General features: G+C 62.6%; 18 protein-coding genes. 8 read left to right on the top strand and 10 right to left on the bottom strand.

The window, feature by feature from the left end; all coding sequences use genetic code 11:
- Positions 1-42: 42 nt before the first annotated feature.
- From AC3ISR_RS02815 to ureE, 5 genes are all read right to left on the bottom strand, one after another.
- On the bottom strand, positions 43-1,152 hold the full coding sequence (locus AC3ISR_RS02815; RefSeq protein WP_192300239.1) for an AGE family epimerase/isomerase: 1,110 nt from the start codon (positions 1,150-1,152) through the stop codon (positions 43-45).
- A gap of 181 nt (positions 1,153-1,333) precedes the next feature.
- Positions 1,334-1,906 carry a HupE/UreJ family protein gene (locus tag AC3ISR_RS02820; RefSeq protein WP_192300238.1) on the bottom strand — a complete coding sequence of 191 codons (573 nt, stop codon included), beginning with the start codon at positions 1,904-1,906 and terminating at the stop codon, positions 1,334-1,336.
- Positions 1,907-1,927: 21 nt separating this feature from the next.
- Positions 1,928-2,542, bottom strand: a complete 615-nt coding sequence (ureG, locus tag AC3ISR_RS02825; protein WP_017737493.1) for an urease accessory protein UreG — start codon at positions 2,540-2,542, stop codon at positions 1,928-1,930.
- Positions 2,543-2,554: 12 nt separating this feature from the next.
- Positions 2,555-3,229 carry an urease accessory protein UreF gene (locus tag AC3ISR_RS02830; protein WP_192300237.1) on the bottom strand — a complete coding sequence of 225 codons (675 nt, stop codon included), beginning with the start codon at positions 3,227-3,229 and terminating at the stop codon, positions 2,555-2,557.
- Positions 3,226-3,726 (bottom strand): urease accessory protein UreE, encoded by a 501-nt coding sequence (gene ureE / locus AC3ISR_RS02835; RefSeq protein WP_192300236.1) that lies wholly within the window; start codon positions 3,724-3,726, stop codon positions 3,226-3,228. Before ureE ends, AC3ISR_RS02830 begins: the two co-directional genes overlap by 4 nt.
- 277 nt (positions 3,727-4,003) lie before the next feature.
- Here ureE and AC3ISR_RS02840 point away from each other — a divergent pair, with 277 nt between their 5' ends.
- The gene (locus AC3ISR_RS02840) at positions 4,004-4,489 is read left to right on the top strand and encodes a C40 family peptidase (protein WP_192300235.1); all 486 of its coding nucleotides are present in this window, start codon (positions 4,004-4,006) and stop codon (positions 4,487-4,489) included.
- Positions 4,490-4,494: 5 nt separating this feature from the next.
- Here AC3ISR_RS02840 and AC3ISR_RS02845 read toward each other — a convergent pair whose 3' ends face one another.
- Both AC3ISR_RS02845 and AC3ISR_RS02850 read right to left on the bottom strand, forming a co-directional pair.
- Positions 4,495-5,127 (bottom strand): TetR family transcriptional regulator, encoded by a 633-nt coding sequence (locus AC3ISR_RS02845; protein ID WP_192300234.1) that lies wholly within the window; start codon positions 5,125-5,127, stop codon positions 4,495-4,497.
- Between the two features lie 149 nt (positions 5,128-5,276).
- Positions 5,277-5,606, bottom strand: a complete 330-nt coding sequence (locus tag AC3ISR_RS02850; RefSeq protein ID WP_489324573.1) for a hypothetical protein — start codon at positions 5,604-5,606, stop codon at positions 5,277-5,279.
- Between the two features lie 360 nt (positions 5,607-5,966).
- On the opposite strand from AC3ISR_RS02850, the gene AC3ISR_RS02855 reads away from it, so the two are divergent.
- A complete protein-coding gene (locus AC3ISR_RS02855; RefSeq protein ID WP_192300232.1) occupies positions 5,967-8,036 on the top strand; it encodes an AsmA family protein in 2,070 nt (689 codons plus the stop codon).
- A gap of 127 nt (positions 8,037-8,163) precedes the next feature.
- Here AC3ISR_RS02855 and AC3ISR_RS02860 read toward each other — a convergent pair whose 3' ends face one another.
- Positions 8,164-8,694 (bottom strand): ferritin-like domain-containing protein, encoded by a 531-nt coding sequence (locus AC3ISR_RS02860; protein ID WP_192300231.1) that lies wholly within the window; start codon positions 8,692-8,694, stop codon positions 8,164-8,166.
- A 176-nt stretch (positions 8,695-8,870) separates the two neighbouring features.
- Here AC3ISR_RS02860 and AC3ISR_RS02865 point away from each other — a divergent pair, with 176 nt between their 5' ends.
- Complete coding sequence (locus AC3ISR_RS02865; RefSeq protein ID WP_463984635.1) at positions 8,871-9,761, top strand: esterase/lipase family protein; 891 nt, start codon at positions 8,871-8,873, stop codon at positions 9,759-9,761.
- Between the two features lie 129 nt (positions 9,762-9,890).
- Here the strand turns inward: AC3ISR_RS02865 and AC3ISR_RS02870 are convergent, their stop codons facing one another.
- On the bottom strand, positions 9,891-10,766 hold the full coding sequence (locus AC3ISR_RS02870; RefSeq protein ID WP_192300229.1) for a DMT family transporter: 876 nt from the start codon (positions 10,764-10,766) through the stop codon (positions 9,891-9,893).
- A gap of 97 nt (positions 10,767-10,863) precedes the next feature.
- On the opposite strand from AC3ISR_RS02870, the gene AC3ISR_RS02875 reads away from it, so the two are divergent.
- From AC3ISR_RS02875 to AC3ISR_RS02885, 3 genes are all read left to right on the top strand, one after another.
- Positions 10,864-11,652: an AraC family transcriptional regulator gene (locus AC3ISR_RS02875; RefSeq protein ID WP_192300286.1), complete on the top strand. Its 789-nt coding sequence runs from the start codon at positions 10,864-10,866 to the stop codon at positions 11,650-11,652.
- 71 nt (positions 11,653-11,723) lie between these two features.
- Positions 11,724-12,026, top strand: coding sequence for a PsiF family protein (locus tag AC3ISR_RS02880; protein ID WP_010213547.1), 303 nt, complete (start codon positions 11,724-11,726; stop codon positions 12,024-12,026).
- A 195-nt stretch (positions 12,027-12,221) separates the two neighbouring features.
- Positions 12,222-13,235 carry an AI-2E family transporter gene (locus tag AC3ISR_RS02885; RefSeq protein WP_192300227.1) on the top strand — a complete coding sequence of 338 codons (1,014 nt, stop codon included), beginning with the start codon at positions 12,222-12,224 and terminating at the stop codon, positions 13,233-13,235.
- A gap of 141 nt (positions 13,236-13,376) precedes the next feature.
- Here AC3ISR_RS02885 and AC3ISR_RS02890 read toward each other — a convergent pair whose 3' ends face one another.
- Entirely contained in the window at positions 13,377-14,645 is a 1,269-nt protein-coding gene (locus AC3ISR_RS02890; RefSeq protein WP_463984636.1) for an Hsp70 family protein, read from the bottom strand.
- A 236-nt stretch (positions 14,646-14,881) separates the two neighbouring features.
- Here AC3ISR_RS02890 and AC3ISR_RS02895 point away from each other — a divergent pair, with 236 nt between their 5' ends.
- Both AC3ISR_RS02895 and AC3ISR_RS02900 read left to right on the top strand, forming a co-directional pair.
- Complete coding sequence (locus AC3ISR_RS02895; protein ID WP_463984637.1) at positions 14,882-15,820, top strand: DnaJ C-terminal domain-containing protein; 939 nt, start codon at positions 14,882-14,884, stop codon at positions 15,818-15,820.
- 85 nt (positions 15,821-15,905) lie between these two features.
- Complete coding sequence (locus AC3ISR_RS02900; protein WP_489324574.1) at positions 15,906-22,883, top strand: dermonecrotic toxin domain-containing protein; 6,978 nt, start codon at positions 15,906-15,908, stop codon at positions 22,881-22,883.
- The last annotated feature ends 33 nt before the right edge of the window (positions 22,884-22,916 follow it).

Genomic DNA, 22,916 nt, shown 5'->3' on the forward strand with positions numbered 1-22,916 from the left:
TTAAATGTGGGCGCGGGCTTGCTCGCAAAGAGGCCCTGAAGATCAGCCCAGATGCTGGATCAGGCCCTGATAGCAAGTCGCCAAGTGATACGGCGTAGTCGACGGCATATCCCGCCGACTCACCACACCCTGGGCATCCAGGCATTCATTCCAGCCATTGCTATGCAAAAAGTGCTGTTGCAGCGCCAGCAATTGCCGCTGCAACACCGCCTCGCTACCCGGCCGTAATGTCAGTGCCCGCAGGTATTCCGCCTGGGCCCAGATGCGCTGGGTCCCGTCACGCACGCTGCCATCGAGGGCCAGCATGCCGCTGACAGCACCACTCAAGTTATCCACACCCTTGAGCTCGGCGTAGGCAAATGCCCGCGTCAACGAGGCATGCAACGGCGTACCGCGCAGGACGTCCGACGATTCCAGCAAGAAGAACCACTCGAACTGGTGGCCCGGTTCAAACCAGTTATCCACAGCACCCAGCGGTTTCTCCAGCATCACGCCATGCTGGCGGTCGATGAAGCGCTGCTGCATGGCCGTCGCCAACCCCAGCAATGCGGCTTGCACATCGGCGTCTTCACGCACCGCGAGGGTGGCGAGGAAACCTTCGGCCAGGTGCATCAACGGGTTTTGCAGCGGGCCGGATTTGAGGGACGACCAGTTGCGCTCCAGTACCGCTTCGTAGAGGCCGTCGCCGCTGGAAAAGCGCTGGGCTACCACTGCCAGGGCGGCGTTGAGCACCGATTCCACCAACGGCTCGCGCACCTTGGCCCAGTAGTGGGCGCAGGCAAAAATAATGAAGGCGTGGGTGTAGAGGTCTTTGCGCTTGTCCAGTGGCTGCCCGGCCGGGTCGATGCTGTAGAACCAACCGCCGTGCTCGGCGTCGTGGAAATGCCGTTGCAGAGAGCGGAACAACGCCGCCGCGCGCTCTTCGGCAAATGCTGCGCCGGGTTCGCCGATCAGGCTGGCAAACAGGTACAACTGCCGGGCGCACGCCATGGCCCGGTAGCGCTGCGGAGGCAGCGGCTGGTGATGGGCGTCCAGCGCTTCATAGGGCAGCGCGAGGTCGGCATTCCAGCCTGGGCCTTGCCAGAGCGGCACGATCAAGGTGTGGAAGTGATTGAGCACGGCATTCAGGGCGGAGCTTGGAGCGGTGGGCATTGGCTGGCGTCGTCACGGCAGGGGTGTAGGCGCGCATGGTAGCAGGCTTGGGTTATCTGTTGTTTGTGCCGCCGCCTTCGCGAGCAAGCCCGCCCCCACATTCGAGCGCATTTCAAAGGTAGAACGCAGTTAAATGTGGGAGCGGGCTTGCTCGCGAAGAGGCCCGAATCAACGCCGCGAATCAGCCCGCCAACAACCAGGCCCCCGTCGCCGCCGAAGCCGCCCCGGCAATCCGCACCAACGGCGCAGCCGCCGCCGGCAGGAAGCGCACCACGCAATACCCGGCCGCATGCAACACTGCCGTCGCCCCGACAAACCCGGCCGCATACGCCCACGGGCTGGACATGTCCGGCAGCTCCAAACCGTGCGCTACGCCATGAAACAAGGCGAACAAGGCTGTTGCACCGACGGCCATGAACAACGGCGGCCGCACCGCCAACGCTACCGCCAGGCCCAGGGCCAGCACCGAAGCGGCAATCCCGCTTTCCATCGCTGGCAATTGCATGCCTTCAAAGCCCAGCACGCCACCGAGCAACATGGTGCCGACAAAGGTGCACGGCAGTGCCCAGCGGGCCGCGCCTTGCTGTTGCGCGGCCCACAGACCGACCGCCACCATCGCCAGCAAATGATCGAGGCCGCCCAGCGGGTGGCTGATCCCGGCGATCAAGCCGTTGTCACCATGCCCCGGATGGGCGAAGGCGAGGGCGGGGGCCAGCAGCAATGCGGCGGCGGTGAAGAGTTTCTTGAGGCTCATAAACAGGCTCCTTGTGGTTTATCAGGCAGCGGTCAGCAAGCCTTGGCGTTCGATGAAGGCGACGATTTCTTCCAGGCCCACACCGGTTTTCTGGTTGCTGAACACAAAGGGTTTGCCGTTGCGCATGCGCGTGGTGTCGCTGTTCATCAACTCCAGCGACGCGCCGACCAGCGGCGCCAGGTCGATCTTGTTGATCACCAGCAGGTCGGACTTGCAAATACCCGGCCCACCCTTGCGCGGCAGCTTGTCGCCGGCGGACACATCGATCACGTAGATGGTCAGGTCCGACAGCTCCGGGCTGAAGGTGGCCGACAGGTTGTCGCCGCCGGACTCCACCAGGATCAGGTCCAGGCCGGGAAAGCGGCGGTTGAGTTGGTCGACCGCTTCGAGGTTGATCGATGCATCTTCGCGGATTGCGGTGTGCGGGCAGCCGCCGGTTTCCACACCAATGATGCGCTCGGGCGCGAGGGCCTGGTTGCGCACCAGGAAATCGGCGTCTTCGCGGGTATAGATGTCGTTGGTGACCACGGCCAGGTTGTAGCGATCGCGCAGCGCCAGGCACAGGGCGAGGGTCAGGGCGGTCTTGCCGGAACCTACCGGGCCGCCGATGCCGACGCGCAGAGGTTGTGTGTTCATGGTGTGCTTCTCCTAGGAACGGAACAGGCGGCTGTACTGGCGCTCGTGAGCCATGCACGCCAGGGACAGGCCGAACGCGGCGCTGCCGATATGGTTGGGGTCGATGTGGGTGGCGTCCTGCTGGGCTTGTTGCAGCAACGGCAGCAGTTCGCTGGTCAGGCGTTGGGCGGCTTGTTGACCCAGGGGGAGGGTCTTCATCAGCACGGCCAACTGGTTTTCCAGCCAGCTCCACAGCCAGGCGGCGAGGGCGTCGGCGGGGCTGATGGCCCAGGCGCGGGCGGCGAGGGCCCAGCCCAGGGCGAGATGGGGTTCGGCACGTTGTTCAAGGAAGGCGCGCGCGCTGTCGTCCAGTTCAGGCAAGCCGTTGAGCAGTTGTTGCAGCGAATAACCCATCTGCCGGCTTTCTTGATGCAACTCGCGGGTCTCACGGCTGGCGCGGTGCTCTTCACACAGGGTTGCCAGCATTGGCCAATTCTCCTGTGCCGCGGCGTGGCAATGGGCGAGCAGCAGCGGTGCTTCGAAGCGTGCCAGGTTGAGCAGCAACTGGTCACTGATCCAGCGCCTGGCGCTGCCCGCGTCATGCACCCGGCCGTTGTCCACGGCCATCTCCAGGCCCTGGGAATAGCTGTAGCCACCAATCGGCAATTGCGGGCTGGCCAGACGCAGCAGCGCCCAGGCTGGGTTCATAGCCGCACGCCGAACTGGTGCAGCTTGGGCGGGTAGTTGAAATCTTCGTCGCCATGCCGTGAGTGGTGATGGCCGCCGCCGTAGGCGCCATGTTCCGGTTGGAACGGCGCTTCGATGGTCGCGGTGCTGGCCCCCAGTTGTTCGAGCATGGCCTTGAGTACGTAGTCATCAAGCAAGCGCAACCAGCCATCGCCGACTTGCAGTGCCACATGGCGGTTGCCCAGGTGATAGGCGGCGCGGGTCAGTTCAAAGGCACTGCTGCAGGTGACATGCAGCAGTTGTTCAGGACGGGCGCAGACGCGTACGACGCGTCCGTCTTCAGCCTGTAGGAATTCGCCGTCGTGCAGCGGTGGCTGACCGCGCTCCAGAAAAAGGCCGACGTCTTCACCGTCGGCACTGAAACAGCGCAGGCGACTTTTGCTGCGGGCTTCGAAATTCAGCAGCAACTCGGCGGCCCAGAGGGCTTGGGGGGCGATTCGGCGGTGGATCACCAGCATCAGAAGGCTTCCAGCAATGAGCGATGACAGTGCTAGAGCAAGGGGCTTGCCAACCCCGGGAGCGAGTAGGAATTGCCTGTAGGCAGGCACGATGGCGCCACGAAACAGGGCGTGGTGGGAATTTTGGTGTGCGCCGATGTGGTGCATGGATTGCTCTGGCGCACTTGTTGCGGGCGTTTTGGGATTTTTCCTACATGTCTTGGGGATTCGCCGTTCAGGGCGTTTCGGGGTGATTGATTAGGCTTCGCGCCGTGTTTAATCCACTGCGACGTTCATCATGATCAAGTCATTTTTGTGTCTGGTTTTTATCGGCCTGTCTTTTTCCGTCTCCACCGCGTCAGCCAATTTCCAGCCCCGCCCTGTGTTCAGCAAGGCTGACATCAACAATGTGGTCGACCGTGCCCACGCGCTGTTGGGAACGCCCTATAAATACGGCGGAAACTCAGTGACGCAGGGCTTCGACTGCAGCAGTTTCCTGGTCTACCTGTTCAAGACCGAAGCGAATATCCAGCTGCCGCGCACCACGGCGGCGATGCACCGTTCGACGGCCGCGACTATCCCGCGCAATGCCTTGAAGCCCGGCGATGCGGTGTTCTTCAGCGGCAACGGGCGTGGCCAGGTCAGCCATGTGGGCCTGTATATCGGTGAGGGCAAGTTCATCCATTCGCCGCGCACCGGCAAGACCGTGCGCATCGACTCGCTGAGCAACAACTACTGGAACAGGAACTACACGACTGCCAAGCGTTTCCACTCGGCGGGGTGACCGCGTTACTCGGTGCTGCCCAGCCCTTGCCAATGCTTGAGGCCGATAAAGATAAAGCGCAGCTGTTGGGTGATTTTTGCCTGGGGCGTGAGGTGCGCAGGCAGGGCCTGGGCGGGCGGGTCGATGATGTCGGGGAGGGTGGCGAACACACTTTTGACGATCAGGTCGGCCATCACGTGCAAGCCTTCGCCGTCCAGGTGTTGCAGCTTGGGCATCAATGTCAGGTCGGCGGCCAGGTCGCGGGTGATGTCTTCACGCAAGGCGCCAATGGCCTGGCGCACGGCCAGGCAGCCACCGTATTGCTCGCGGGCGAGAAACAAAAATTGCGAACGGTTGGCGGCGACCACATCCAGGAAGATGCGCACCGAGGCATCGATAATGCCGCCCATCACGAATTCGTTGTGGCGCACCAGGCGAATGGTGGCGCGAAAGGTCTGGCCGACTTCACTGACCAACACGAGTCCAAGCTGGTCCATGTCGGCAAAGTGGCGATAGAAACCTGTGGGGACGATGCCGGCGGTCTTGGCCACTTCACGCAGGCTCAGGCTGCCGAACCCACGGCCACACTCCATCAGATGGCGAGCAGCGTCCATCAGGGCGAGGCGGGTCTGTTGCTTCTGTTCGGCGCGGGGCAGCATGGCGGGCGGGCTTAGTCGGCAAGTACAGCGACGCACTCTAGCAAACCAGCTCTGTTGGCGTCGAACTTGGCGGGGTACTGCGTGATGCGGTCTACAGGAAAGCAAAAGCCCGATCGACAGATCGGGCTTTTTTCTCGGCCACCACGGGCTTAGCTCTGGGCTTCGTGCAGTTCTTTCAGGCGATCAGCACCACCTTCGGCAAGACCTTGGGCGTAAGCGCGATCGTTGGCTTGTTCAGCACCACCTTCAGCGACGCCTTGGGTGTAGGCACGGTCGTTGGCTTGTTCAGCGCCGCCTTCAGCAATGCCTTTGGCGTAGTCACGGTTTTCTTCTTCTTGCGAGCCGCTGCGAGCCAGGGTCTGGCTGGACTGGACGGCTTGTGCTTTGTTCTGTGGGATGGCCTGTTCGGCAGCTGGCAGGGCGAAAGCGCTGGAAGCCAGGACGGACAACAGGACGGTAGCGAGTACTTGGCGTTTCATGATGGGTTGCTCCTTGGGAGGGCGATAAAGTGGGTACAGGGCTAATGCTACTCTTGATAACTCGATATAAAAGTTCATAAACACAATGGTAATAATCAACAGAATTGATTGTTCCAAGGGATGGCTCTAGACCGCACCTCTCAAGCCCGCGGTTTTGCACCGGGGTGGGTATTTTCGACACGTGCACGGGTAACAATGGTGCGCCGGCGTAGGGATAAATCTGTCGAGATGGTCAGAAAAACGCCTTTTTCCTGGCAAATGGCCGATCCGGTTAAACCCCCGCGCGGTTTGCCAGTCGTAGTCCTATAAGCTGTCTTAAACGGCTGTCACCCAGCCGGTCGTATTCAGGAGTCCTGTGCAATGACGCGCACGCGCAAAATCGTCGCTTGGAGCTGTACCAGCTTCGTTCTATTAATCGCCGTGGCGGTGTTGATGCTGGTGTTCTTCGACTGGAACCGCATCAAGCCGCAGATCAACGCCAAGGTCTCCGAAGAACTGCACCGCCCGTTCGCCATCAACGGCAACCTGGCAGTGGTGTGGGCGCGTGAACCCGATGAAGGCGGCTGGCGCGCCTGGGTGCCGTGGCCGCACCTGATCGCCGAAGACCTGAGCCTCGGCAACCCCGACTGGTCAAAAAAACCGCAGATGGTCAGCCTCAAAAAGGTCGAGCTGCGCATCTCGCCCCTGGCCTTGCTGGTGCAGCGCGTGGTGATCCCGCGTATCGATCTCACCGAGCCGAGCGCCGAGTTGCAGCGCCTGGCCGACGGCCGCGCCAACTGGACTTTCAAGTTCGACCCTAAAGACCCCAACGCCGAGCCCTCCAACTGGGTGGTCGACATCGGCGCCATCGGCTTCGACAAGGGCCACGTGACCCTCGACGACCAAACCCTCAAGACCCAACTCGACGTGATCATCGATCCCCTGGGCAAACCCATCCCCTTCGGCGAAATCGTCGGCGACGCCGATGCGAAGAAGGCCCTGGAAAAAGGCTCGGCGCCCCAGGACTACGCGTTCGCGCTCAAGGTCAAAGGCCAGTACCACGGCCAGAAACTCGACGGCACCGGCAAGATCGGCGGCCTGCTCGCCTTGCAGGACGCGGCCAAGCCATTCCCGCTGCAAGCCCAGGTCAAGATCGCTGACACCAGCATCGCCCTGGCCGGCACCCTGACCGACCCGCTCAACCTCGGCGCCCTTGACCTGCGTCTTAAACTCGCCGGCGCCAGCCTCGGCAACCTCTACCCGCTGACCGGCGTGACCCTGCCGGATTCGCCGGCCTACTCCACCGACGGCCGCCTGATCGCCAAGCTGCACGAGGCCAGCGGCGCATCATTCAGCTACGACAACTTCAACGGCAAGATCGGCAACAGCGACATCCACGGCAACCTCGCCTACGTCGCCAGCCAGCCACGCCCCAAGCTCAGTGGCGCGCTGGTGTCCAACCAACTGCTGATGACCGACCTCGCACCGCTGATCGGCGCCGACTCCAACGCCAAGCAAAAGGCCCGTGGCGGCGAAAGCAAACAGCCGGCGACCAAAGTGCTGCCGGTGGAAGAGTTCCGCACCGAACGCTGGCGCGACATGGATGCCGACGTGGAATTCACCGGCAAACGCATCGTGCACAGCGCCGAATTGCCCTTCACCGACCTCTACACCCACGTGTTGCTCAACGACGGCCAACTCAGCCTCGAACCCCTGCGCTTCGGCGTGGCTGGCGGCAAGCTCGACGCGCAGATCCGCCTGAACGGGCGCATCACGCCCATGGAAGGCCGCGCCAAACTCACGGCACGCAACTTCAAGCTCAAGCAACTGTTCCCGACCTTCGAACCGATGAAAACCAGCTTCGGCGAACTCAACGGCGACGCCGATATCGCCGGGCGCGGCAACTCCGTAGCGGCGCTGCTGGGCAGTTCCAACGGTGACCTGAAGATGCTGATCAACGACGGCGCGATCAGCCGTGGCCTGATGGAAATTGCCGGACTCAACGTCGGTAACTACGTGGTCGGCCGCCTGTTCGGCGACAAGGAAGTGAAGATCAACTGCGCCGCGGCGGACTTCGGTGTCAAGAACGGCCTGGCGACCACGCGCTTGTTTGTGTTCGATACCGAGAACGCGATCATCTACATCGATGGCACCGCCAACATGGCCACCGAGCAACTGGACCTGATCATCACCCCGGAATCCAAGGGCTTTCGCCTGTTCTCCCTGCGCTCACCGCTGTACGTCAACGGGCCGTTCATCAAGCCCAACGCTGGCGTGAAGGCGGTCCCACTGATGCTGCGCGGCGCGGGCATGGTGGCTTTGGGCGTGATCGTTGCCCCGGCGGCCGGCTTGCTGGCGCTGGTGGCACCCAGCGGCGATGTGCCGAACCAGTGCGCGCCGTTGTTGCAGCAGATGAAAGAGGGCAAGGCACCGAAAACGGTGAAGGGCTAACGAACAAACCGAGTCAAAAAATGTGGGAGCGGGCTTGCTCGCGAATGCAGTGTGCCAGCCACATGTAAGTTGACTGATACACCGCATTCGCGGGCAAGCCCGCTCCCACACTGTTAGGTATTGCCTGTTAGAGACCTTGCAGAATATCCGCCATGTCATCGGCGTGTTCTTCTTCCTGGGCCAGGATGTCTTCGAAGATCCGGCGTGTGGTCGGGTCTTTATCACCGATGTACTGAATGATCTCGCGGTAGCTGTCCACCGCAATCCGTTCTGCTACCAGATCTTCGTAGACCATTTCCTTCAGGTCCTTGCCGGCCACGTACTGCGCGTGGGAGTTCTTCGACAGCAGGTCCGGGTTGAACTCCGGCTCACCGCCCAACTGCACAATGCGCTCGGCGAGTTTGTCGGCGTGTTCGGCTTCCTGGGTGGCGTGTTCGAGGAACTCATCGGCGGCGACGGAGGCCTTGAGGCCGCTGGCCATGAAGTAATGACGCTTGTAGCGCAGCACGCAGACCAGCTCCGTGGCCAGCGACGCGTTGAGCAGGCGGATGATTTCTTCGCGGTCGGCGTCGTACCCTTCGGTCACGGCGCCATTTTCGACGTTTTGGCGCGCGCGGCTGCGCAGGGTTGCAACGTCTGTCAGGTGTGCTTCAGTCATCTCAATCTCCTGGTGCTAATCCGGTTTTGCGCCACGCTCTGTCGGCGTGATCGCTCGAAGTTGTGAGTCCCGGACCAAGCAAAAAGTTTTATCGGATTTACCCCGTGCGTCATCAGCCCGACTTGAGGCCGGGTTAGGCTGGCGCTCAAGTGATCAGGTTCGAGGACGTTCGCACCATGCCGCAGTCGTTAGCCACGCGTTACCCCCTGGTCCTGGTGCCCGGCATGCTTGGGTTTGTGCGTTTGGGCTGGTTCCCGTACTGGTACGGCATCGTCCCGGCATTGCGCGCGGGTGGCGCGCAGGTGTTTGCGGTGCAAGTGGCGCCGCTGGACTCCAGCGAGGTGCGCGGCGAGCAGTTGCTGGTGCAGATCGAGCGTATCCGCCGGGAGACCGGCGCCGACAAGGTCAACCTGATCGGTCATAGCCAGGGCTCGTTGACCGCCCGTTATGCCGCGGCCCAGCGTCCGGAATGGGTGGCCTCGGTGACCTCGGTGGCCGGGCCGAACCATGGCTCGGAACTGGCCGACCATATCCAGGTTCATTACCCCATCGACGGCGTGAAAGGGCGGATCATCAGCGCCCTGTTTCATCTGGCGGCGTGGGTAATGGGTGTGCTGGAAACCGGCTATCGCGGGCCGCGCTTCAAGGCGGATTTACAGGCCTCCCACCATTCCCTGACCAGCGCGGGGGTGGCGCTGTTCAATCGTCAGTACCCGCAAGGGTTGCCCCAGACCTGGGGCGGGCAGGGTGATGAGGTGGTCAACGGGGTGCGTTATTACTCGTGGTCCGGCACCTTGCAGCCGGGTATCACCGACCGCGGCCGCAACCTGCTCGATGGCACGAACCGCAGCTGTCGCCTGTTCGCCCGCAGCTTTGTCCGTGAGAAGGGCCAGTGCGACGGCATGGTCGGGCGCTACAGTTCACACCTGGGGCTGGTGATCGGTGATGACTTTCCGTTGGACCACTTTGACATCGTCAACCAGTCCCTGGGCCTGGTGGGCAAGGGGGCCGAGCCGATCCGGTTGTTTACCGAACATGCCCAAAGGCTCAAGGCCGCCGGAGTCTAAACAGTTGACTCGGTCCAATTGTGGGCTTGCTCGCGAAAGCGGCGGGTCGGCAGCAAATCTGGCGACTGTTACACCGTATTCGCGAGCAAGCCCGCTCCCACACAAGCCCGCTCCACATGTTGATCGCGTTCAGGCCGCTCTGACCGGCGTGGTCCAGCGCTCCGACAAAACCACCCCGCCCAGTGTCAGCAAGCCCCCCACCAAGTGATACAGCGCCAACTCTTCCTTCAGCACCACCGCCGCAATCAGCGCCGTGATCAACGGCAGCAAATTGAAAAACAGCGTGGTTCGGCTTGGCCCCAGGGTCTTCACCGAGTGCATCCACGCCAGCGGCGCCAGCATCGAAGCCAGTAGGCAGGCGTACAACACCAGCGGAATATTCGCCCAGCCCAGCCCGGCCTTTTCCGAGAACACGAACAGCGGAAACAGCACCACCACCGCCACCAGCACCTGCAAGTACAGCAACACCAGTGGCGGCAGGCGCAGTTGCCATTTTTTCAGCAAGGTGCTGTAGACCGCGTAGGCCAGGGTAGCGACCAGCATCATCGCATCGCCCAGGTTGACCCCATGCTGCAGCAACGCACCGAGACTGCCGGACGACACCACCACGACCACCCCGGCAAACGACAGCACGGCTCCCGTGAGCGCGCCGTAGGTCAGGCGCTGGCCGAGGCTGATGATCGCCGCGGTGAGCGCCATCAGTGGCATCAGCGACAGGATGATGCCCATGTTGGTCGCCGTGGTCAGCGACGCGGCGTAGTACGCCAGGCTTTGGTACACCGCCATGCCCAGCACGCCAAGGATGCCGATCTTGCCCAGGCTCGGGCGGATCTGCGCCCAGTGGGCGAGCACCGGCTTGAGCATGAAGGGGGTAAACAGCAGCGCCGCCAGCAGCCAGCGGTAAAAGCCGATCTCCGAGGGAAAGATCGAACCCACGGCCAACTTGTTGACCACGGTGTTGCCGGCCCAAATGAAGATGGCCAGCAGGGGATACGCGTATTGCATTGAAAGAAACCAGGTGTGTTGATGAGGGGCGATTATCCCTTGTCTGGATCGCAGCCTATACTGCGATCCGGACAAATGACTGATGTATCCAGACAACATGGCCAAGCACAACGTACGCCTCCCGGATTTCCCCCAACTGCCGAGCCCGGTGTACTTCCGCTATTCGGATTTTGCCCCCGATACCGAATGCACCCCGCACCGGCACGGCTGGGGCTCGCTGGATTACTCCGCCAGCGGCGTGATGCGCATGGAGGTGGCCGGCAATCGCTTTATGTCGCCACCGCAGTACGCGGTGTGGGTGCCGCCGCACACCGAGCACAGTTCTTACAACGCCGAGGCGATTGTCTACCACTCGGTGGGGCTGGCTCCGGCGCTCTGCGCGCAACTGCCGCAGCAACCCTGCACCCTGGCGATCAGCGACATCCTCAAGGCGATCCTCAGCGACTTCGCCCGGCGCGACGTGAACATCCCGCAGAGCGAAGCCGACACCCGCCTGGCCCAGGTGCTGGTGGACCAACTCAAGCAGGCGCCGATCCACAATTGTTTCTTGCCCTACGCCCGCCATCCCGGCCTGCTCGGTGTGCTCGAAGGCATGCAGGCCGACCCCGGCGACAACCGCCCGCTGGCCCACTGGGCGGCGCAAGTGCACGTCAGCGAACGCACCCTGGCGCGCCAGTTCGTGCGCGAGTTGGGCATGAGCTTTGGCGAATGGCGCCAGCGTCTGCGCTACCTTGCGGCTATCGAGGCGCTAAACAGCGAACACAGCGTGCAACACGTGGCCTTCGACCTGGGCTACAGCACTGCCTCGGCCTTTATTGCGATGTTCCAACGCCACGCCGGTTGCACCCCGGAGCAGTACCGGCGGACCACGATTCGTGGTGGGTGAAGATGTAACAGGGTTTGACTACACTGCAGGGTAGGCCGTGCCCCTCGGTACGGTAACAGGGAGAAAACTCCATGAAGATGCTGCGAATTCCGTTGTTGATGATGGGCCTGCTGCTGTGTTCCCAGGGCTTTGCCGCCACGGCCCAGCAAAACAAGATGACCACTTGCAACGCCGAAGCCACCACCAAGACCCTCAAGGGTGACGAGCGCAAGGCGTTCATGAAAACCTGCCTGTCGGCCCCGGCGGCCAATGACGCCAAGACCCTGACGCCGCAGCAGCAGAAGATGAAAGACTGCAATGCCTCGGCGAAGACCAAGGCGCTGACTGGCGATGCGCGCAAGACCTTCATGAGCACTTGCCTCAAAGGCAGCTGACAGCGCACATACCCTGTGGGAGCGGGCTTGCTCGCGAAAGCGGTGGGTCAGTCAACAAATCTGGCGACTGATACACCGCTTTCGCGAGCAAGCCCGCTCCCACATTGACGGTGTTCACAATTTTCAGAACTCTCGCTTGATTCCCTCAAGGCTGGCAGACTGCCCATCCTTTCACGCCGTTTGTTTTGAGGCTGTATGCCAACGTTTTCTCAGCGTCCTGTGTTGTTGCTGGCCAGCTACATCATCATTTTCGGCGGTTTGCTGCTGGTGCTGCCACTCAAGCTGCTGCCCAGCCTGTTGGCCGGCCTGTTGGTGTATGAACTGGTCAACATGCTCACCCCCCAACTGCAACGGCTGATCGAAGGCCGGCGTGCGCGCTGGTTGGCGGTGGCCTTGCTCGGCACTTTGATCGTCAGCGTGTTGACCCTGATTTTTGCCGGGGCCATCAGCTTCCTGCTTCACGAAGCGGAAAACCCCGGGGCCTCCCTCGACAAATTCATGGGCGTGGTCGACCGCGCGCGCGGGCAGTTGCCGCCGTTTATCGACGCCTACCTGCCCGCCAGTGCCGCCGAGTTCCGCGTGGCCATCGGCGACTGGATGAGCAAGCACCTGAGCGAACTGCAGCTTGTGGGTAAGGATGCCGCCCACATGTTCGTCACTCTGCTGATCGGCATGGTGCTCGGCGCGATCATCGCCCTACAGCGCGTGCCCGACCTGACCAAACGCAAACCCCTGGCCGCCGCGCTGTTCGACCGCCTGCACCTGTTGGTCCAGGCCTTTCGCAACATCGTCTTCGCCCAGATCAAGATCGCTGCGCTCAACACCGCCTTCACGGCGGTCTTCCTCGCCGTGGTGCTGCCGTTGTGCGGGATTCACCTGCCGCTGACCAAGACCCTGATCGTGCTGACCTTCCTGCTCGGCCTGCTGCCGGTGATCGGCAACCTGATGTCCAACACGCTGATCACCATCGTCGCGCTGTCCCTGTCGATCTGGGTGGCGGTGGCGGCGCTGGGGTATTTGATTGTGATCCACAAGGTCGAGTACTTCCTCAACGCGCGGATCGTCGGCGGGCAGATCAGCGCCAAGTCGTGGGAGCTGTTGTTGGCGATGCTGGTGTTCGAGGCGGCGTTCGGCCTGCCGGGGGTGGTGGCGGGGCCGATTTATTATGCGTATCTCAAGAGTGAGTTGAAGCTTGGAGGGATGGTTTAAGGCTTGTGTTGCCTGGGCTGGCCTCTTCGCGGGCAAGCCCGCTCCCACATGTACTGTGTTCACAAGTCTAAATGTGTAAACACCGTAAATGTGGGAGCGGGCTTGCTCGCGAAGGGCGCGCCGCAGTCTTTCAGCTAAAACTCAGTAGCCGTACCGCTTGCTCGCCTCAATCGCCAGACCACTGCCGATACTGCCAAAGATATTGCCTTCCACATGCCGCGCCTTCGGCAACATCGCCGAGATGCTGTGGCGCAGTGCCGGAATCCCGCTGGAACCGCCGGTAAAGAACACCGTATCCACCTGCTCCACGCTCACCGAGGCGTCGTTGAGCAACTGCGTCACGCTGCCGCGCACACGCTCCAGCAAGGCGTCGATGGACGACTCGAACAGCGCCCGGCTCAGGTCCACGCTCAGGCCCGCTTCGATGCGGTCCAGCGCAACGTGGCGGCTGTCTTCGTGGGTCAGCTGGATCTTGGTTTCTTCCACTTCCATGGCCAGCCAGTGCCCGGCACGTTCTTCGATCAGCTTGAACAGGCGGTCGATGCCGCCGGTGTCTTCGATGTCGTAGCGCATGCTGCCCAGGGCCAACTGGGACTTTTGCGAGTACACCGAGTTGATGGTGTGCCAGGTCGCCAGGTTCATGTGGTGGCTGGTGGGCATGTAGGCGCCGCTCTTCATGCGGCTGCCGTAGCCGAACAGCGGCATCATGCCGTTGAGCGAGAGCTGCTTGTCGAAGTCGGTCCCGCCGATGTGCACACCGCCGGTGGCGAGGATGTCGCTCTGGCGGTTGTCGTTGTGGCGACGGTCCGGCGACAGGCGTACCAGGGAGAAGTCGGACGTACCGCCGCCGATGTCGACGATCAGTACCAACTCTTCTTTGGCGATGGTCGACTCGTAGTCGAACGCGGCCGCAATCGGCTCGTACTGGAACGAGATGTCCTTGAAGCCGATCTTGCGCGCCACGTCGACCAGGGTGTTTTCGGCTTCCTGGTCGGCCATCGGGTCGTCATCGACGAAAAACACCGGGCGGCCCAGCACCACTTCTTCGAACTCACGGCCGGCGTTGGCTTCGGCGCGGCTCTTGAGCTGGCCGATAAACAGCGCCAGCAGGTCGGTGAACGGCATCGCCGTGCCGAGCACGCTGGTGTCGTGCTTGATCAGCTTGGAACCCAACAGGCTCTTGAGCGAGCGCATCAGGCGGCCTTCGTAGTTTTCCAGGTATTCGTGCAGTGCCAGGCGACCGTACACCGGGCGACGCTCCTCGAAGTTGAAGAACACCACCGACGGCAGGGTGATCTTGTCGTCCTCCAGCGCGATGAGCGTCTCCTCGCCGGGGCGAATCCAGCCGACGGTGGAGTTGGACGTGCCAAAGTCGATGCCGCAGGCACGGGCCGGGGATGGGTTGTTCATGTCTATCGGGTTCCGGTCGAAAAACGGCCGCGCAGTGTATGCCAGTCGGCGGCGGATGCGTAGGCCGGCTATCTGTAAATACGCCTTGAAAGTTCAGGATTCGCCCCCACATCTGCTGCATACGGCGAATGCCGATAACACTTTGACGCACCCCCTGGCCACAAGACTCAACAGGTGCAAACCAGCGCACGTTGTGCCCCGGCTGTGCGATCTCGATTAAGGAAGGTGAACCGCCGATGGATTTCAAAGACTACTACAAGATATTGGGCGTAGAGCCGACGGCCGACGACAAGGAAATCAAGGCGGCCTACCGCAAGCTCGCGCGTAAATATCACCCCGACGTAAGCAAGGAAAAAGACGCCGAAGCCAAGTTCAAGGACGCGTCCGAAGCCTATGAGGCGCTCAAGAGCGCCGACAAGCGCGCCGAATACGACGAGTTGCGCAAATACGGCCAGCATGGCCAACCGTTCCAGGGGCCACCGGGCTGGCAGAGCCGTGGCGGCTTTGGCGGCGGTGGCGGCGGCGAGGACTTCTCGGACTTCTTCAGCTCGATCTTCGGTTCGCGCGGCGACGGTTTCGGCGGCGGTCAGCGCCGTCCTGCCGGGCGCAAGGGCCAGGACGTGGAGATGCAGCTGTCGGTGTTCCTGGAAGAGACGCTTTCTACCGAGTCCAAGCAAATCAGCTTCCAGGTGCCGCAATACGACGCCTCGGGCCGACATGTGAGCAACACCACCAAGAGCCTGAACGTGAAGATCCCCGCCGGCGTCGCCGACGGTGAGCGCATCCGGCTCAAGGGCCAGGGTGCACCGGGTATTGGCGGGGGGGCCAACGGTGATCTGTACCTGATCGTCAAGTTTGCGCCACACCCCAAGTTCGAGGTCGAAGGCGAAAACCTGGTGATTACCCTGCCGCTGGCGCCGTGGGAACTGGCGCTGGGTGCAGAAGTGGCGGTGCCGACCCTGACCGGCAAGATCAACCTCAAGGTGCCTGCCGGCAGCCAGAACGGCCAGCGCATGCGCGCCAAGGGCCATGGCCTGTTGAACAAGAGTGGGCAACGCGGCTATCTGTATATCCAGCTCAAGGCCGTGATGCCTAAGGCGGCAGACGACGAAACCATCGCCCTGTGGCAGGAGTTGGCGAAAAAGGCCGCGTTCAACCCTCGGGAAAACTTCTGAGGTATCGGCCACCGCGCTAACTATCTAGCGCGGCTCGCTCATCCGGGCATGGTGTGCTGACGCTCCCAATCAGAGGAGCGACACCATGCCCGAAACCACCCCTTCCACGGCGCAGCCACACCCGCCGATTTCCCGCAGCCTGCACGGCGACTTCATCGAACAGTCCATTCCCGACTGGCTGATCAACGCCACACCCGAACGCCTTGCCGCTTTCAAGGACGCCCCCGCCGAACCACCGCCGTGGTACCGGCAGGCCACGTTGGCGCAGCGCCAGGCCTTGCACACGCAAACCCTCGCCAGCTTCACCGCACAGACCCGGCTGGACCAGGCCATGGCGGGCCTGCAGAGCGTCGACGCGTTTGCCAGGCCATTGCTGGTCAAGGCCTTGAAGGATCAGTTCAGCGTCGAACTGGACGTTGACTCGACATTTTTGCAACTGCGCAAAGCGGTAGAGCTGGGCATCCTCGGCATCGATATCGCCAGCTACGACGTGCTCAAGCTGCCGCTGCTGCAGGCGGCGCTGCATAACTTCGAAGCGTCAGAGTGTGAGGCCGATACCTTCCATGAAAGCTCGGGGTTCATCGAACAGGACGCCGCCGACGGCACATTCAAGGCCGTCACCACCCCGTTGACCGTGACGCAATTCACCCGCCTGTGTCGCCGCCTCGACATCGGCTCGCAGTACCAGGCCTACCTCAAGGACTACCTGTACCCCAAGGATGGCGTGGCCGATTACGTGCTGCGCGACAAATTCATCGCCGCGCAAAAAGCGGCCTTGCGCGTGGCCGCCGAAATCGCGTTACTCAAGCAAGACATCGAACCTCGCGACTACCGCATGATCCTGTCGGTGACAGGCGGCGAGCGGTTGCCGAACGTGAATGGCAAACCCGTCTGGTTCCGTGACCTGGGCCTTATGAAACACCGCATGACCGGCTGCGTGCTGTTTGTGATCAGCGACAAGTACAAGTACACCGACGAGTGGCTGCTCTACATTCCCAACGACCCGCAGGCCCCGCTCAAGCGCTACAGTGGCGACGCCATGAAGCATGCGTTCAAGCAGCGCTTTACCGAACGCGATGCCAAGGCGCCGAACGACGGCAGCCCAACGCCGTACCAAAGGTTTTTCAGCCGCTTCGTGGGCTATGCCGACCTCCCCGATTATTTCAGCCAACTGACCCAGGCCACCCCCGACCCTTCGTTTGCCCACAAGGCGGCGAGCTATGCACCGGTGTTCAACGAGATCGCCAAGGGCTTCAATCCGTTTGCCGTGTTCACCGGCATTCGCGATCTACCGCCACAAGCGCCGGGTGCCCGCGAAGCCAACCCTGATCCGTTCCTGGCGCCCGTGGATTTGCCTCGCGCAGGCCATGGCCTGTGGGCCGACAATATTGACCTGTGGACCTACCTGTACGATCAGCATCGCGCCAAGGCCATCGCTGATGCCCGCGCCCATGCGGTCCCGACGGCAGATGTGGACGCCCGGGCCCGCTCGCAGAAGTTCGCGAGCCTGCTCAACATCGGCATGTTGCTGTTCACGGGGGTATCGATGTTCGTGCCCGGGCTGGGCGAACTGATGCTCACGGTGATGGCGGGGCAGTTGCTGTACGAAAGTTTTGAAGGCGTGCTGGAGTGGAGCGAGGGCGACCGCCAGGCCGCCAAGGCCCACCTGCTGGATGTCGCACAAAACCTTGCGTTGCTCGCCGTGACCGCCGGTGCGGGTAAGGGCCTGGCCAAGCTGGTGGCCGCCAAGGCCACGCCGGTGATCGAAAACCTCGAACCGGTAACCCTGCCCGACGGCCAGACCCGGTTGTGGAAGCCGGACCTCAGTGGCTATGAACAAACCGTCAGCCTGCCTGACCATGCCAATGCGCAGGGGCAATATCGGGTCGATGGCAAAACCTTCATCCGCATCGATGGCAAGGCCTATGAACAGGCCTGGGACCCCGCCCAGCGACGCTGGCGCATTCGCCATCCCAGCGACGCCAGCGCCTACCAACCGTTGCTCAGCCACAACGGCGCCGGTGCCTGGCGCCATACCCTGGAGCGCCCTTTGAGCTGGGACCGTCTCACCCTCTTGCGGCGCATGGGCCCGATCACTGAGGGGGCCAGCGATGAAACCCTGCTCAAGGCCGCCGACTTCAGCGGTATCGATGACAACGCATTGCGCAAGATGCACCTGGACAACGCCTTGCCGCCGCCGGCACTGAGTGATGCCTTGCGGCTACTGGAAGCGGACCGTGATGTGGCCCAAGTGCTGGAACAACTGGGCGGCGCACGGCCGATCAATGGCCGTTATTTCTACAGCCTGCCGCTGGTGACGCAAATGCCCCGCTGGCCGCTGGGCCGGATGTTGGAGGTGTTCGAGGGCCCGCAGTTGAGCGGGCCATCCGTCAAGTATGGCTCCGAGCACCGGGTGCCCGTACGCCTGCGCAAGGCACCGATCCGCGTGAGCCGCGCCGAAGTGCTCGGCGGTGAATTGCCCCAGCGCATCCTGGCGCAGTTGGACGAGTCGGAAGTCACCCATCTGCTCGGCGGCGAAGCGGCGCGGGTGGTCAGCGCCAGGCCCAGGGAGTTCAGCAAGCAACTGGTCGACTTCGCCCGCACCCGCACCTCGGCGATCTTTGACAGCCTGTACAACGGCACTGAGCCGCGCTCGCCCTGGGTCGCCCGGTTGCAACGCGAATGCCCTGGCCTCAGCGACACGGCGGCGAAAACCGTGCTGGCCCAGGCTGATGGGGCAGAGATCACGCGGATGCAGGCGAGTAACAAAGTGCCGCTTCGCCTGTTGGAGCAAGGGCGCTGGTACGCGCAGCAAGGCCAACTGACCCGGGCGCTCAGCGGTTTGCACTCCGAACACATGGCCTCGGCCGATAGCCGCCACCTGGCCCTGCACACCCTGGCCAAGTTGCCTGGCTGGCCGCAGGGGCTGCGCCTGGAGGTGCGCGAGGGCAACGTGGCCGGCGCTCTACTCGATGCCATCGGCGATGAAGGTGCCGCCAGCCGCAAATACCTGGTCAAGCGCGGGCCAGGCTATCAGGCGTTCGACGAGCGGGGCGAAGCCCTCAACAGCGTCACGGCCCAGGGCGACAATTTCTTTGCGTCAGTCATGCATGCCCTGCCGGACAGCGCGCGCGGCGCCCTTGGCGTACCCGAAGTGAACCAGCATGCCGCGTTGCAGCGCACGATCAGCGAGTTCGCGGTGAATCACGCCCAGGACTCGGCGCGGATTGTTTCCGGGCGCATGCGTGAGCAACCCTGGTTCAGGCCGCCGCAGCGAATCGCCGCAAACCTGCTGGGTTACCCGGCGAGCGGGCGCGGGGTGGGCGAGGCTCCCGATCTGACGGCGCGGGTCCGGGCCGTGTATCCGCAGTTGACCAACGACCAGGCCGACGGCTTTATTTTGAAGCAGATGATCGCCAACAAGACCGATCGTGAGATCGTGCACCTGCTCAATGAACGCCAGCGTGAGTGGCAGGCCCTGGAAGCCACGCTGGATCAGTGGGTCGCCGCTGAACCGGACACCCTCTTCAGTCGCAGTATTTGGGGCCGGTCGTACGTGGCCGAAGACATCAAGCATAGTTGGCAAAACGCCCCCTTGGCTGAATTGCCAGGCTTTGCCACCCTGGAACTGCGTTGCAACGATGTGCTGCCGGCGCTGACGGCAGATTTCTCCCATGTGCGTGATCTGACCATCGCCGGCCCCAATGTGACAGATGCCAACCTCGAGTCGTTGCTGCGCACTTTTCCTGGCGTGCAGCGTCTTGAACTCAAGGCCGTCAGTGCCCCGTTCAAACGAGTCCCCGACGCTCTCGGCACGCTGTCCAAACTGACCGACCTGAGCATTTCAACCGGCGATGCGGCGGCCCCCCTTGCTGACAGTGAAGTGGCAAAACTGGAGCGGCTGACGCAATTGAAGTCGCTGTCCCTGTACCGTGTTTTGGGGTCTGCGCGCGAGTTCGACGTGAGTGCAATGACCCAGTTGCAGCGGTTGAAGATCTCCAAAGGGTTCCTGGGAGCCTTGCCCAAAGGCGTGCTCGGGCTGCCTCATCTGGAACGCCTGGACCTCAAGGACATGGTCGTCCGCCGCTTGCCGGATGAACTGCTGAAACCGGGCCATGAGCGCGTATGGCGCGGGCTCTCCCTCAACTGGTCGTTGGTGGAACGCGACAGCTTGCGTGCCGCCTATGAGTTTCTCAGGGCTCAGCCCGAGCATCTGGTCGACGAGGAAGAAATGATCAGGGAGTACTGCCACGCCGAGCTGGATCGGATCAGTGCGCAAACCCGTCCGTTCGTGAGCTTGGCGTTGGAGTTCGATCGGCAATCAGCCTTTCGCTCTGCGTTTTTCAATCATTTTACCGGGGCCCGCGCCCGGTTCCAGGCGGTTGAGGCGCTGCGCCAGGAACAGGCTGCGCTCAATGCCAGCCTGGAGGACTGGAGGCGCAGGAATCCGTCCCATGAACGTGTGGTAGAAGAGTTGCGTACCCGCTGGTGGGAAGGGTTGCTGCCACGCTTCGGCGCACGGGGTTCCACCGCCCTTGAGTTGACTGACCTGTCTGTCGCTGATCTGCCCATCCTGCCTGAGGACGGCTTCACGCATATTCGCTCGGTGAACCTGCGCGGTTTGCGTGCCCCACTGGCGCAGGTGCGCGAATTTGTCCGTAGCTTTGGCCAGGTACGCAGCCTTGATCTGAATGACAGCGCACTGACGGAACTGCCCTTTGAGGCCGCCGACCTGCCGATGCTGGAAAACCTCGACCTCGGCAAAAACCCGCTGGTCGCCCTGGACGTCAGCGGCATGCACCGTCTCAAGGCACTGGACCTCAGCGGCAGCGGCGTGCGCAGTTGGCCCAAGGGGGCCGAGCAACTGGCGCAGTTGGGCTATCTGGACCTGCGCGACAGCGCGATCACCGCGTTGCCCGCCGAGGTGCTGGCGCAGGATCGGATGCTGCTCGTGCTGAATGTGCATGGCTTGGCATTGGATGCACCGACGCTGCGCGAATTGACCCAGGCGATGTCACGCGTCGAACGCGTGCGGGGGTTGCCAGAAGGCACACTGGCCCGATTTGCCGGCGAAGCCGAAGAGACGCCTTACTTTCCACCCCTTGAAACGGCCCTTAGCGTCTCGCGCGACCTGTTGCCGATGGCGCCGCCGGCCCTGGGCGAAGGGGCGGCGTGGCGTGAGCAAAGCCTGCAGCGTATCCAGCCGCAGTTTTCCATCGGGCAGGTGCGTGCTGGCTTGGCTCAACTGCGTCTTGCGCTGCAGTCGGACGCAGCCATTGACGCTCGGCTCATCCAGGCAAACCAGGCCCTCGACACCATGACCCAAACGCTTAACGGCTGGCTGTTCAGCCATCGGTCCAGCGGTCTGGGCTGGCAGATTTCATCCGAAAGTCGCGCCCTGGCGGCGGCGAGAATCATTGACTGCTGGCGCCTGGGTGCACTGGATGGGCTCGGCCTTGCGCCGTACAGCCTCGACCTTAAAGGTTTGCAAGTCGGGGACTTGCCAGCGCTGGCGGGCGATTTCTCCCATGTGGCGCGCCTGGACCTCACAGGTGTGCGGCTTTCGGCGCAGGGCTCCAACGCTTTTCTGCGGGCGTTCAGCAATGTGCGTTACCTCACCCTCGACGGCCAACACCTGGCGACGTTGCCCGAGGCGGTCGCCGAGATGACGCAGTTGGATCGACTCAGCCTGGCGAGTACCGAACTTAGCGATCCTGCCCCTCTCTACCCGACCCTGCGCCAACTGCAACACCTTCGCGTGCTGGACCTGGGCTACAACAACCTGCACGCCTTCAGCGTTGAACAGTTTGACCACCTGGAAGAGCTGAACCTGAGCCAGAACCTTCTGGAGCGCTGGCCGGCGGGGGCGCTGCAAGCGCCGCGTCTGCGTCGCCTCAACTTGAGCGGCAACGAAATCAACGATATTCCTGCACAAGCCCTGGAAGGCGCGCATGACGCGTTGATGGCCGGCACCGACATGAGTGATAACCGCTACCTGTCGGCTGCCAGCCTCCAGCGTTTGCGGGACTACGGCGATAGGCGCGGGCTTGATCATGTACTGGGCATGACCCCTGAGGAACTCGAAGGGGACAGCGACGATGAACCGGAACTGGACCAACCCGACGAAGTGATCTCCGAGGACGAAACCGCGGCGATCCCCGAGCAACTGGCGCCCTGGCTGGAGTCCGTGCCCGCTGCCGAGGTGCCGGGCCACCGTGCACGCTGGCAGCGCCTGGCAGACGAACCGGATAACGCGGAGTTTTTCCACCTGCTATTGCGCATGCAAGATACGCGGGAGTTCACCCAGTTCCGTGCCGACTTGACCCGCCGTGTATGGCGCTTGCTGGAGGCCGCCGAGGGCGATACCGAATTGCGCCAGACTCTGTTCAGCCTGTCCGCCACCCACGACACCTGTATTGACGGGCGTACGCTGGCGTTCAGCAACCTGGAGGTCAAGGCCTTCGAGTACCAGGCCCTGCGCGAGATCCCGCCGGGCCTGGCACAACGTGGGCGTGCGTTGTTGAACCTGTCGCGACAGTTGTTCCGCCTCGGCCAGGTAGAGCGCCTGGCCGATGCGTCGTTGACGCGCGGGGCCGATGCGGCCGAGGTGCGCCTGAGTTACCGGATCGGTTTGACCAACGGCTGGCGCGACGGCTTGCCTTTGCCGGGGCAGCCGCGCTACATGGCGTTTGCCAGGCCGGTCGAAGGGGAGGTTCGGGCAAATGCGCTGCGCGAAGTGGAACAGGCCGAGACCACGGAGCAGTTCTATGAAGAACTGATCTCACGGGAGTATTGGGTGCGTTACCTGGAGGAAAAATACCCGCAGCCCTTGCGTGAACTGCAACGTCAGTCGGAGGCTGAACAGGAGAAAATCGAGGAGCAATATACAGGCTACTCCAGCGAAGCCTATATCCAGGCCCTGCAAAGCCTCGAAGTCGATGGGGCCCTGGCGCGCAACCAGAAGCTGTTGGAACTCTCGCGCCTGGAGGAGAGCGCGCTTGCCGCTCCCGCCCGTCCAGGCCCCCTGAGCAGCACCTCACAGGCGCAACCGACGGGTAGATAGTTAGCGCCGCCGGCCCGAACACGCGACCTAGGA

It is taken from the genome of Pseudomonas sp. GL_117, assembly GCF_057835125.1.